This window comes from Syntrophorhabdales bacterium (assembly GCA_035541455.1).
Taxonomy (GTDB): Bacteria; Desulfobacterota; Syntrophorhabdia; order Syntrophorhabdales; family WCHB1-27; genus JADGQN01.
On sequence record DATKNH010000046.1, the window covers coordinates 67,258 to 79,224 of the forward strand.

General features: G+C 54.4%; 10 protein-coding genes. 6 read left to right on the forward strand and 4 right to left on the reverse strand.

What is annotated here, in order from left to right; translation table 11 throughout:
• Position 1: 1 nt before the first annotated feature.
• The 4 genes from VMT71_05315 to VMT71_05330 all read right to left on the reverse strand — a co-directional run bounded on the left by VMT71_05315 (position 2) and on the right by VMT71_05330 (position 4,813).
• Positions 2 to 871 carry a transaldolase family protein gene (locus tag VMT71_05315; protein HVN23368.1) on the reverse strand — a complete coding sequence of 290 codons (870 nt, stop codon included), beginning with the start codon at positions 869 to 871 and terminating at the stop codon, positions 2 to 4.
• The gene (locus VMT71_05320; GenBank protein ID HVN23369.1) at positions 868 to 2,706 is read right to left on the reverse strand and encodes a transketolase; all 1,839 of its coding nucleotides are present in this window, start codon (positions 2,704 to 2,706) and stop codon (positions 868 to 870) included. Before VMT71_05320 ends, VMT71_05315 begins: the two co-directional genes overlap by 4 nt.
• A 150-nt stretch (positions 2,707 to 2,856) precedes the next feature.
• Positions 2,857 to 3,663 carry a hypothetical protein gene (locus VMT71_05325; protein HVN23370.1) on the reverse strand — a complete coding sequence of 269 codons (807 nt, stop codon included), beginning with the start codon at positions 3,661 to 3,663 and terminating at the stop codon, positions 2,857 to 2,859.
• A 109-nt stretch (positions 3,664 to 3,772) separates the two neighbouring features.
• Positions 3,773 to 4,813 (reverse strand): HEAT repeat domain-containing protein, encoded by a 1,041-nt coding sequence (locus VMT71_05330; protein ID HVN23371.1) that lies wholly within the window; start codon positions 4,811 to 4,813, stop codon positions 3,773 to 3,775.
• Between the two features lie 236 nt (positions 4,814 to 5,049).
• Here VMT71_05330 and ilvD point away from each other — a divergent pair, with 236 nt between their 5' ends.
• The 6 genes from ilvD (at position 5,050) to VMT71_05360 (ending at position 11,929) form a co-directional block, all read left to right on the forward strand.
• Complete coding sequence (gene ilvD / locus VMT71_05335) at positions 5,050 to 6,714, forward strand: dihydroxy-acid dehydratase (GenBank protein HVN23372.1); 1,665 nt, start codon at positions 5,050 to 5,052, stop codon at positions 6,712 to 6,714.
• Between the two features lie 38 nt (positions 6,715 to 6,752).
• Entirely contained in the window at positions 6,753 to 8,330 is a 1,578-nt protein-coding gene (locus VMT71_05340; GenBank protein HVN23373.1) for an AMP-binding protein, read from the forward strand.
• Positions 8,331 to 8,456: 126 nt separating this feature from the next.
• Complete coding sequence (locus VMT71_05345) at positions 8,457 to 9,299, forward strand: acyl-CoA dehydratase activase (GenBank protein HVN23374.1); 843 nt, start codon at positions 8,457 to 8,459, stop codon at positions 9,297 to 9,299.
• Positions 9,300 to 9,449: 150 nt separating this feature from the next.
• On the forward strand, positions 9,450 to 10,232 hold the full coding sequence (locus VMT71_05350) for an acyl-CoA dehydratase activase (protein ID HVN23375.1): 783 nt from the start codon (positions 9,450 to 9,452) through the stop codon (positions 10,230 to 10,232).
• Positions 10,233 to 10,289: 57 nt separating this feature from the next.
• On the forward strand, positions 10,290 to 11,696 hold the full coding sequence (locus tag VMT71_05355; protein ID HVN23376.1) for a UbiD family decarboxylase: 1,407 nt from the start codon (positions 10,290 to 10,292) through the stop codon (positions 11,694 to 11,696).
• Complete coding sequence (locus VMT71_05360) at positions 11,693 to 11,929, forward strand: non-oxidative hydroxyarylic acid decarboxylases subunit D (GenBank protein ID HVN23377.1); 237 nt, start codon at positions 11,693 to 11,695, stop codon at positions 11,927 to 11,929. Before VMT71_05355 ends, VMT71_05360 begins: the two co-directional genes overlap by 4 nt.
• Positions 11,930 to 11,967: the final 38 nt, after the last annotated feature.

Below are 11,967 nucleotides of genomic sequence, written 5' to 3' on the forward strand. Positions count from 1 at the left end.
CTTAAGATCTCCCTATCAACGCATTCCAGTCTGAAGAGAACCGTTCCATGCCTTTGACGGTAAGATCGTGGGCAATGTCATACTCCTGCCACTTATTTTCAAGAACTATCTCATGATACGGAATACCCGTCAGTTTTCCCTGTTGGTACACATAATCCTCTTTCGGCATCGGAAGTCCCTTTTCCGCCCATTCCTTGAGAACGGCAAAAGGGGCGGTAATGATGTCGGATCCCAGTTTAACGGCAAACAACAGATGCTCGAGTCCTCTCACGCTTGCCGTCAGCACTTGCACGTGACCGTCCCCCTTACTGTACATCCTGATGATGTTGGCGATCACATCCATACCATTCTCTCCCCTGTCATCAAGACGGCCTATGAAAGGAGAGACAAAAACGTCTCCTTTTGCCGCGCCGCGGGTGGCAGCGTAGACCGCAGCCGCCTGCGCCTGCGAAAAACAAAGGGTCATATTCACGCGAAGCCCATCCCTGACCGCCTGCTCAGCCGCCTTGAGTCCCTCTCCTGACGTCGGCAGTTTGATGTGCGCGTTCGGAATCCACGCAAACATCTCCTTACCCTGAAGAAGCATCTGCTCAGCCCGCGTCACCTTGTCTGCGTACACTTCCACGGAGATCGAGCCCTGCGGCAGCATCGCAGATAGTTCCTTCACCACGTCCTTATAAAAGGCAAGAATCTCTCCGTCGCTGAACCGGTCGCCTCTCTCGAGGCGTTTTCGCACTTCCGGATTTTTCGCGATGAGTGTGGGGTTTGTTGTTTGCCCGTCAAGGAACCCGAGCAGACCGAGTGCCCCCCTTGTCTCATCAGGGTCTCCTCCATCCAGGAATATTCTTGTTTTCAGACCGGGAGGTCTCATAGTATCTCCTTCACCTTTTTGACGATCGCGCCTCTGGATATCCCCTCGTAGTCGAGAAGTTCGTGGGGCTTCCCGCTCTTCGGCAGGCTGCGTACGGCAAGCGAATAGACGGGAATCGCCACGGAAGCCGCCGCAAGGGCGCTTCTCACGGCTTCACCGATGCCACCTTCAGGCCGGTGATCTTCGACTGCTATAACACTCCTCACGCCGCCTACTGCTTCATTCAATGCCTCTGTATCGATGGGTTTAATGCAGTAGCAATCGACCACACGGACGTGGATGTTCTCTTTTTCCAGTTGCTCATAGGCGCCGAGAGCCTCGAACAGCGTCGCACCTGCAGCGACCACCGCGATCACATCGGTGTCGCTCCTCTTGAGAACCTTAAGCTTTCCTATCGGGAATGTGTCGCCCGGGCCGTAAACAAGCGGAGTCGCTTCCCTTGTGGTGCGGATGTACACAATGCCCTTCTCTTTTACCGCTTCTTCGACCAGGCGCTCCGTAGCGTAGGCATCGCAGGGATAGAGCACCACGCTCTCCTGTATCGTTCTGAACATGGCTATGTCTTCGAGCCCCATCTGTGACGGGCCGTCCTCGCCGATAGCAACGCCCGCATGGGAGCCGCAGAATTTCATGTTTGCCCGAGAATACTGGCCCATCCTGATCTGATCAAAGGCGCGCGTGAAGAATGCCGCAAAAGTTGAGCAGAAAGGAATCTTCCCCCGCGTCGCCAACCCCAGTGCCACGCCAACCATATTCTGTTCAGCAATGTACATCTCGAAGTAGCGGTCAGGATGAGCTTCTCTGAAAATCTCGGCAAAGGTGGAATTGCTCACTTCTCCGTCCACGGCAGCCATTGCCGGAAATGCGGGCCCGATGCGCTTCAATGCGTTGCCGTACGCCTTTCTTGTCGCAACCGGTATTCCTTCTTCGTACGAAGGCTCCGGGATGACTGCGGGTGTCGAGGCCTGGGGCTTCAGATCTTCGGGTTTTGCCATGACCCCGCGCACGGATCTGTCTACTTCACCGAGAGCAGCAAGTGCCTCTTTGAGTTGCTCCTTATTCAACGCCTTCCCGTGCCACCCCTCTTTGTTCTCAACAAAAGGCACACCCTTGCCTTTCACGGTCCTGGCAATAATCATCAGAGGTTTGCCCGTATTCCTGGCCGCTCGTTCGTAAGCCGCGCGGATTTCTGCACAATTGTGTCCGTCAATAATAGTAGTGTTCCATCCGAACGCAGCGACCCGCCTGGCGTACGCGTCGACATCCCATCCGTACATAGTTTCCCCGCGCTGGCCGAGCCGGTTCACGTCGATGACGCCGACAAGATTATCAAGCTTGTAATGTGCTGCAATCTGCAATGCCTCCCATTGCGAACCCTCTGCCATCTCGCTATCACCAAGAAGCACGTACGTGCGGTAAGGAAGACGATCAAGGTACTTGCCGTTCAGCGCTATGCCGACACCGATAGGAAGACCCTGGCCCAGGGAGCCTGTCGCTGCCTCGGTATACCTGAAAGCAGTGGTAGGGTGGCCCTCCAGGGAACTGCCGAATTTGCGGTAACTCATCAGTTCCTCTTCCGTCACTTTTCCCGCTACCGTCCAAAGTGAATAAAACAAAGGGGAGGCATGCCCTTTCGAGAATACGAGGCGATCGTTGTTCGGATGTTGAGGCCGATCCGCATCGTACTTGAACCAGCCGTCGAAAAACAGGGCCGCCATCAACTCGGTTGCAGACAGAGAAGAGGTGGGGTGGCCGGAACCCGCCTCTGTTGTGCAGACGAGAATGTAGTAGCGGACGAGTCTGGTCAGTCTCTCCAGTTCGGTTTGTTCTATCATGATCTTACCTCTGTATCTGATTACAGGAGAATCGTGAAAAAGGTAGCAGGCCTTGTTCACTTCCTTTCAGAAATACGTTGGCCACTGCTGAACGCCCGATCAAGAACTGTTTAGAATGTAGAGCGCGCCTTTTTCTTTGTCAAGGCAGACTTATTTCACGAAGGGGAGCCACAGTCCCTGTCGATAGACAAGGCGGGTTGTGTTGTCGGAAGGCGTTGAAGGGCGACCATGCGTGATCTCTTTAGGATACCGGTCCGGGTCAGTACTCCTGTAAAGTTCATAGTCAGGATCCCATGGATAAATCAGCACGGTCTCCCCTCCCAGAACGACGCTCACAGGCTGTACGGGCGGCTTCCCTTCCGCACCATCCAGGGAGCGCAGTAAGGAATCGAGGGTATCGAAGCGCCCTATATCTTCGAGCGTTTTCAACGTGGGGGGACTCAACGGTACATCTCCCCGGACGTTGGCTTCCAGAGCGCTTCTCGGAGCGATCCAGGTACCTTCGGTTGTCTCCTTCAAATCCGGCGTTGCAACCTGGCCTGAGGGATTGCGCGCAACAAAGAACCTGGTATCGAAACGGACAGGATTCGCTTCGGGTGTTATCCAGTGCGTGTAATAGTGGAGTTGATCAAATGCCAGCAGGAGGTGCTCCTCTGCCAGAAGTTCCACCATAGTGAGCTTACGGGCATTCAGCTTGTTTCTATGTTCAGAAAATCTCTCCTGCTCGGACTCGTTCTTGATTCGAAAAAGAGCCCCGTCAGTATCATACGCGAGCAATATTCCAGCCTCTTCGAAAAGCTCGCGAATAGCTGCAACGCGGTACCCGGGGAGATTGGCAGGTGCGGCAACGCCCGCATGCGAACCCTTCCCGGCCCCGGATGCAACACGGGTGAGTATCTCCGGGCTCTCGTCGCTCTTGTCAACCGTGCCTCCGGGATACACGTAGTTACCTGCCATGAAGACGCTTTTCTGGTGGCGCCTGAGCAGAAAGGCCTCAAAGCCTGATGCGGGTTGTTCTCTCAGCAGAATGACTGTGGAAGCAGGTCTCGGTGTGACAGGCGTGATATTATTCCTCTAACTCAGCGAGGGCCACTTCGGCGGCGAACTGAACGCCGCTGTCCTTGTCCTGCAGCGCATTGATAAGGTCCTTAGCGGCTCTCTGGTCCTTTATCTTGCCCAGAGTCCACGCGGACCAGCGGCGCACATTTGCGTCCGGGTCGCGGAGACTCACCAGCAATTTCTTTACTGCCGGCTTTCCTATCCTTTGCAACGCGTAGGCCGCCCCTTCGCGTACGTAGCGCACCTCGTCCCCCAGTGCCCTGATAAGCGGGTCAATGGCAACCGGGTCTCGCAGTTCGCCGAGAGCATTCGTTACTCCCCAGCGAACACCCCAATCTTTATCGCTCAATTCCTTAATCAAGGGACCCACGGAACGTTTGTCCTTGATCTCTGCGAGCGAGGTCGTGGCTTCCTCCCGCACATACTTGTTTTCATCCTGGAGCGCTTTGATGAGCGGCTCGACAGCACATTTATCCTCTATTTCTCCGAGCGCGATGGCCGCTGCTTCGCGCACGTACCGGTTCTCATCTTGCAGCCTCGCGATCAGCGGCTCGCACGCTTTCTTGTTTTTCGTCGCTCCAAGCACATGCACCGCTCGCCACCGAATATCCCAATCGCTGTTCTTCAGCAGAAGTACCAGCTCGCCTATTACCGGCTCTCCCAGGTTAACAAGAGCCTTTTCAGCCGTCCGCCTCATCGATTCATCACCCTCCTTCAGGGCGTGAATGAGGGGCTTTATAGCCTTCTTGTCTCCAAGATCACCAAGAGCGGTTACCGCACTTTCGCGTACATACTTGTCCTTATCTTTTACTGCAGCGATTAAGGCAGGGACCGCGCTCTCGTCGTGTATCTGACCGAGGGCCCATGCCGCTCCTTCCCGGACGTATTCATCTTCATCCTTAAGCGCGACAAGGAGGGGCTTCACAGCCCTCTTGTCCTTCATCTTGCCTAGAGCCTCGGCAGCGTTGAGCCGCGTCTCCCATTCCGGGCTGAGAAGAGACTCAAGCCAGCGGTCGAAATCAGAAGCCCTCCGAGTGGGTCGTGGCATGGTCATATCTTTTATCACAAAACAGACCTGCGGGAAAGACAAATGTAGACAGGGGATATGATTGACACGCGAGAAATTCCTATGGCATGTTTGATGACGTTATGCTGCTTGCATCTGCCGGAACGCTCTTTCCCTCCGGCAGAGAGCTCCAGCGTGGGAGGGGCAAGCGAGCGAAGGAAATGGTTGGAGCTAACATACATTTGAGACGAATGTGAACCACAATAGGGAGGAAGAGCATGACAAAGCCACTGCGCAGCAAGGCATTAACACCCGATTTGCCACAATACTACATGCGGCGGGTCTTCTTCAAATCCATGGGAGCAACTGATGCCGACCTTGAAAAACCACTCGTAGCAATTGCCAACACCTGGAACGAAATTCTTCCCGGCTCCCACCATCTGGATCGAATCGCTCAGGCGGTGAAACGAGGCATCCGTGAGGCTGGAGGCATGGCAACGATCTTCAACGTGCTCGCTCCGTGCGATGGGCAGGGCAGCGGTAACGAGGGATTCAAGTATGTGCTCCCCAGCAGGGACCTGATCGCCGCGTCAGTAGAGATGATGATAGAGCACGCCAGCTACGACGCTGCGGTGATGATCGGGACATGCGACAAGATCGTCCCGGGGCTCATCATGGCCGCGGCCCGCTGCAACCTCCCCACCGTGCTCTTCAGCGGCGGCTACATGCCGGCAGGCCGTTATAAAGGAGACAGGCTCGATTGTTCTTCCATGGGCAAGTATTTTGTCATGTACAGGCAGGGAAAAATTACAAAGGAGGAACTGCGTGAAGTTGAGGGCTTGTGCTGTCCGGGCCCCGGAGCATGCTGCCTCATGGGCACAGCAAACAGTATGTGCATCGCCGCAGAAGCGTTCGGTCTTTCCCTCCCCGGGAACTCGAGCCTCTGCGCCACTGACCCTGCGCTTGAAAAACTGGCAGAAGAAGCAGGACGCAAGGTAATGGAGCTTCTATCGAAGGATGTGAAGGCGAGAGATATCATGACCCCTGCTGCCTTCCGTAATGCGGTAAAAGTTTGCTGTGCGACCAGCGGTTCCACCAACCTCACGCTTCATTTTCCGGCAATTGCGCATGAACTCGATTATCCCTTCACGCTCGATGACTTTGAAGAGATCAGCCGGCAGACCCCTTCTATCATGGAAATCAAGCCGTCCGATCCTAAGTATCTCATGGAGGACTTCGAGCGAGCAGGAGGATTACAGGCGGTCATGAAATCCATGGCAACTCTCCTCGATACGAGCGTGGCGACTGCAAGCGGCAGGACACTCCAGGAAAATCTGAAAGGAGCCGTCATCAGCGATTCTGAGATTATCAGGCCACTCACAAACCCGAAAGGCAACAATGGCGGCATTGCCATCCTGAAGGGAAATATGGGAACAGCAGTGGTGAAACAGACAGCTGTGCGCCCTGAGATGCAGCACCATAAGGGTCCGGCGAGAGTTTTCATACAGGAGGAGGATTGCGTCAATGCGTTGCTTGCGGGTAAAGTAAAACAAGGGGAAGTGCTGGTGATCCGCTATGAAGGTCCCAAAGGAGGACCCGGCATGCGGGAGATGGTAATGGCAACGTGGATGCTCGTGGAGCTGGGCCTCGACAGATCAGTCGCCATAGTAACGGATGGCAGATTCTCGGGTACATCGGGCGGGCCCTGTGTGGGGCACCTGGTTCCCGAAGCGGCGGTTGGCGGTCCCATTGCGGCGCTGCGCGATGGCGATATCATTGAGATAGACATCCCTTCTCGCACCCTGAACGTCGAATTGACCGGCGACGAGATCAAGCACAGACTGACATCATGGAAACCGCCGGAACCAAAGATCACGAAAGGCTATCTTGCCCATTTTGCGAAACACGCGGTGAGCGCTGACAAGGGCGCGTATCTCGATTGACTGTGAAAAATATTCCAAGATAATTCTGGAGGTCTTTTATGAAACGTAGACGGTGGCTCACGGCAAAGGATGTGCTGCAGGTAAACGCCTTCAAGTGGCCGAACAAAGTCGGGGCGAAAGATCTTAACAAATCCTATACCTTCAAGGAGTGGGACGCCAGATCGTGCCGGCTTGCCAACGCCCTTGCCGCACTCGGCATGAAGAAGGGCGACAGGTTTGCGGTTCTTGCCTACAATTGCGTGGAGTGGCTTGAGATGTACGCAGCCGCTGCAAAGGGCGGGTTTATCTGCGTGCCGCTCATGTTCCGGCTCGCACAGCCGGAGATGGAGTATATTGTCAATCACTGCGAGGCCAAGGTCTTCATCGCTCAGGATCAATGGATCAAGACCGTTGACGGGCTCAAGAAGAATCTTCCCACGGTTGAGCGCTATATATCTTTCGCAGTAGGCAATGATCATTTCGAGGGTTATCTCGCGTATGAAGACCTCATGGCTGCCGCGAGTCCGGCTGAGCCGGAGACGCACGTGACGGGCGATGATCCGTGGGTGATCATGTACACGGGCGGCACGACCGGCAAACCGAAAGGCGTCATCAGATCACACGAATCGGTCGCAGCACATTACTTCATCAACATCATCGACCATGACTTCGAGTTCGATGACTGCACGCTTCTTGTGATGCCCTGCTGCCATGTCAACTCTCTTTTCTACTCGTTCACCAACACATGGGTGGGGGCCACGGCTATGGCTTACAACATGGTGAGCTTTGATCCTGAACATTTGCTCAAGACATTTGCCGAGCACCGGGTCACCTTCACTTCGCTCGTACCCACCCATTACATCATGATCCTGGCGCTACCCGAGGAGGTAAAAAGCAAGTATGACGTGAGCTGCGTTAAGAAACTGCTGTGCTCCTCCGCGCCCGCAAGAAGGGATACAAAGCTTGGCATACTCAGCTATTTTAAGAACTCAAGCCTCTATGAGGCCTACGGGTCTACGGAGACAGGTCTTGTCACGATCCTCAAGCCACACGAACAACTCACCAAGCTGGGCTCTATAGGCCTTGAAGCAACGGGAACGAATGCGGTCAAGCTGATCGATGAAAACGGCAATGAGATCCATGAGCCGAACAAAGTAGGTGAGATCTACGCCTCGAGCCCGATGCTGTTCGATGGTTACTGGAAAGACCCGGAACGCACAGAAGCCTCTTTCAGGGGGGACTACTTTTCTCCGGGCGACCTCGGCAAGAGGGACGAAGATGGTTACTACTACCTTGTCGACAGAAAAGCCAACATGATCATTTCAGGCGGTGAAAATGTTTTTCCGTCTGAGGTGGAGAACTGTGTCGGATCGAACCCCAAAGTCAAGGACGTCGCAGTCATCGGCACACCGCACGAGAAGTGGGGCGAGCTGGTAACCGCGGTCGTCGTGCTTCATGAAGGCCAGAACGCAACGGAGGAGGAGATCTCAAACTTCTGCAGGGGGAAGATCGCCGGCTACAAGATCCCCAAGAAGGTGTTTTTTATAAAGGACGAAGAGATGCCAAGGTCAGGGCCGGGCAAAATTCTGCACCGTGTGTTGCGAGAGAAGTACGGCATGTGGAAAGATCATGTGTGACATTGCTTTGTTCGCATCAGGCAAGGTAGCCTACGAAGGCGCAGACATGGGCTTCGAGCCCAATTGGAACTCGCAGCTCGTAACCTGTACCTCGTGACCGTAACGTATACCGTGAGTTGAGATTACATGAGCGCATTCTTTGCCGGCGTTGACATCGGCTCCACCATGACGAAGGTTGCGATCGTGGGGAAAAGCCTTGTCGCTTCAGTGATTGGGCCGACCGGGCCAGAACATCGCCGTTTGGCCCACAAGGTAATGGAGGAAGCCCTCGCCAGAGCCGATCTGGTCTTCAGTGATCTGAACTACATCATCGCCACGGGTTATGGCCGGATCAACGTCCCCTTTGCAGACAAGCAGGTAACCGAGATAACCTGTCACGCAAAAGGACTGGTGAGCCTCTTGCCTACTGCGACGACAATCGTGGACATAGGCGGTCAGGACAGCAAAGGCATCAAGGTGAAGAACGGCAAGGTTACCGCCTTTGTCATGAATGACAAGTGCGCGGCCGGCACAGGACGCTTCCTCGAGGTCATCGCTGATGCCCTGGGCGTGCCGCTGGAGAGGCTTGGTGAAGTTTCCCTTTCAGCCTCACGACCCGCGACAATCAGCAACACCTGCACTGTTTTTGCAGAGCAGGAGGTTGTCTCTCAGCTGGCAAATGGTGAGCCTGTTGAGAATCTCGTTGCAGGGGTGCATGAAGCAATTGCCACGAGAATATACGCACTGGTCAACAAGCTGAAAGTGGAACCGGATCTGGCAATCACGGGCGGTGGGGCAAAGAACATAGGGCTTGTGAAAGCCCTGGAATCAAAATTCGGATGCCGCGTTCTGGTGCCACCAGAGCCTCTGCTCACCGGAGCGTTGGGAGCAGCGCTGATTGGAAAAGAGATGGCCGAAAAGGCAGCTTCGAGCGGGGCCCCTCTGGTACGCAGAGGCACGGACCTGCAGGAAGCAAAGTTCTTTACCTGACGGCCCAGACTACATTGCAATATCTAATATCTAAATCCTGAACAATCTCTAATCACCAAAATCTCAAACGTAGTTGCCCCGACGTTTTATTCTCGAACATTTGATATTCAATATTGTTTAGGATTTAGATATTAGGATTTCGGATTTGACGTGAATACGCTAGGCATCGACATAGGTTCCGCCTTCTCCAAAGCTGTGGTGTGCTCTGACGGCCAGATCAGGGCATTCACTGTCGCCCCATCCGGGGGAAATTACCGCGAAACAGCGCTGAGAATCGTGGAGGAAGCAGCGGGTAAAGTCGGCCTTCAGCCTTTCGATCTGGCCTTCATCGTCGCAACAGGTTATGGCTCGGCCACGATCGAATCTGCAAACGCGAGCATAACCGACATCTCCTGTCAGGCCAGGGCTATCTATTCTCTATTTCCCGGAGCGCAGACTGCTATCGACATAGGCGGGCAGTTCAGTAAGGTAATCAAGATCGGCGAAGGGGGCAGAGTTACCAATTTCATACTCAATGAGAAATGCGCTGCGGGAAGCGGGAAATTCCTGCAAGTCATCTCTCGCCTGCTCCACGTTGAAATCAGTGATATCGGGCGTCTTTCCCTCCAATCCAAAAAACCGGTGGAATTCACCACGGGCTGCGCGGTCTTTGCTGAAGCCGAGGCTGTCTCTCGCATAGCAGAGGGCGCCCTTGTCGAAGATATCCTGGCCGGTATCCACAACGCGATGGCGTCGAAGATCGTCAACCTTGTGGAGCGCACAGGAACAGTCGGTACTTGTGCCGTCACGGGCGGAGGGGCAAAGGATATTGGATTGGTAAGAGCAATCGAGGCTGCACTGGGCGTCACGCTCCTTGTTCCCGAAGAACCGCAGATTACTGCTGCGTACGGCGCAGCGCTCCTCGCGGCAGACAAAGCTTCGCATCGCTCCTGAGTATTGACAGCTCGAAGTGCTATAGTGTAGAAGTCTGAAAGACACAAGGAGAAGTATATGCCCTTTAACTCTCTCAGAGCCTTTCTTGAAAAGTGTGAGGCCGAGGGTCAGCTCGTCAGGATTCAGGAGAACATCAAGCTTGAGCCCGACATACGCGCTGCCTCCTGCGCAGCTGCAAAGATTGCTGAAGGTCCGGTTCTGCTCTTCGAGAAGATAGAAGGATACTCGAACAAGCAGGTGGCAATGAATGTTCACGGTTCATTCCAGAACCATGCGCTTATGCTCGATCTACCCAAACAGACGGGCCTCAGAGCCCAATTCGCTGAACTGGTCGAGCGCTGGGACCGCTACCCGATTCCACCCAAGCGCGTCACCGATGCACCTTTCAAGGAGGTGATGATAGAGAAGAACCTCAATCTGTATAAGGAACTCCCCCTCTTCCGGGTGAACCCTCTGGACGGCGGCTTTTACCTGTCAAAGGCATGCGTGGTCACGCGAGACCCGGAAACAGGAGAAGACCAGAACCTTGGCATGTACAGGATGCAGATTAAGGACCACGACCGTATAGGCATTCAGGCTGCAGCGCAGCATGATATTGCCGTTCACTTGCGTAAGGCAGAGGAGCTCAATGTGCCGCTCAGGGTGGCGATCGCAGTCTCGAACGAGCCCGTTACAAGCCTGGTGGCTTCCACACCGCTCCATTACCATCAGGATGAGTATTCAATGATAGGCGCGATCAGGGGTGAGGCAGCTGTAGTTATCGCGTCAGAGAAGGGGAATCTTGATCTGCCTGCCGGCGCAGAACTTGTGATCGAAGGAGAGATTATCCCCCGCAAACGTTTTGTGGAAGGGCCCTTTGCAGAGTACACGGGCTATTACTCTTCCAGCATGATCCAGGCCGAGGTACAGGTGGATCTCATCTCGCGGCGCCGCGACCCCATCATCTTTGAAAACCTTTACAGCGGCCTTCCCTGGAACGAGATGGATTACATGATGGCTATGAGCACCAGCGTGGCCCCTTTCAAACAGATGGAAACAGAGTTCCCGGAGCTTCAGGCCATCAATGCCATGTACACTCACGGGTATGTCACGATCATCTCATCAAAGATGCGCTTTGGGGGTTTCGCGAAAACGCTGGCGCTGCGTCTTCTCACCACACCCCATGGGATAACCTATCCAAAATTCATCATCGTGGTGGATGATGACATCGACCCTTTTGACCTGCAGCAGGTGATGTGGGCAATCTCTGTCCGCTTCCGGCCTGAGAGGGACCTGGTGCTGATCCCTAATGCGCCGGGTTCAACCGTCGATCCCGCCCATCTTTTACGCGGCATAACCACAAAAACGATTATTGACGCGACGAAGCCGGTACCCCCGGACATTCCCCTTGCCGATGGATCGGTCGTAGACATACCACCTGAGACCGCCTTCTGGATGGAAGAGATCCTGAAAAGGAGGAAATGATCTACATGATCTGCCCGAGATGTGAGTTTGTGGAAGCTTACAAAGTGTTCGAAGCTGACGATAAAGCCTGGGAGATCTTTCGATGCCCGCGCTGCAATTTTAACTGGCGAAGCACCGAAGGCCCGGAAGTCAGAGATCCGAAACTATACGATTCACGATTCAAGCTGACCGAAAAAAAGATTGAGGAAATGGTCGCCAAACCTCCCATTCCGCCCTTGCGCAGAACCACGTAAACTTCATCGCTCTTGCTGAACTCTTGCTCTTACAGTTC

What these genes read in the sequence shown, in the direction of transcription:
- VMT71_05315 (HVN23368.1), bottom strand. Translation starts at nt 871, where the DNA reads ATGAGACCTCCCGGTCTGAAAACAAGAATATTCCTGGATGGAGGAGAC.
- VMT71_05320 (HVN23369.1), bottom strand. Translation starts at nt 2,706, where the DNA reads ATGATAGAACAAACCGAACTGGAGAGACTGACCAGACTCGTCCGCTAC.
- VMT71_05325 (HVN23370.1), bottom strand. Translation starts at nt 3,663, where the DNA reads ATGGCAGGTAACTACGTGTATCCCGGAGGCACGGTTGACAAGAGCGAC.
- VMT71_05330 (HVN23371.1), bottom strand. Translation starts at nt 4,813, where the DNA reads ATGCCACGACCCACTCGGAGGGCTTCTGATTTCGACCGCTGGCTTGAG.
- ilvD (HVN23372.1), top strand. Translation starts at nt 5,050, where the DNA reads ATGACAAAGCCACTGCGCAGCAAGGCATTAACACCCGATTTGCCACAA.
- VMT71_05340 (HVN23373.1), top strand. Translation starts at nt 6,753, where the DNA reads ATGAAACGTAGACGGTGGCTCACGGCAAAGGATGTGCTGCAGGTAAAC.
- VMT71_05345 (HVN23374.1), top strand. Translation starts at nt 8,457, where the DNA reads ATGAGCGCATTCTTTGCCGGCGTTGACATCGGCTCCACCATGACGAAG.
- VMT71_05355 (HVN23376.1), top strand. Translation starts at nt 10,290, where the DNA reads ATGCCCTTTAACTCTCTCAGAGCCTTTCTTGAAAAGTGTGAGGCCGAG.
- VMT71_05360 (HVN23377.1), top strand. Translation starts at nt 11,693, where the DNA reads ATGATCTACATGATCTGCCCGAGATGTGAGTTTGTGGAAGCTTACAAA.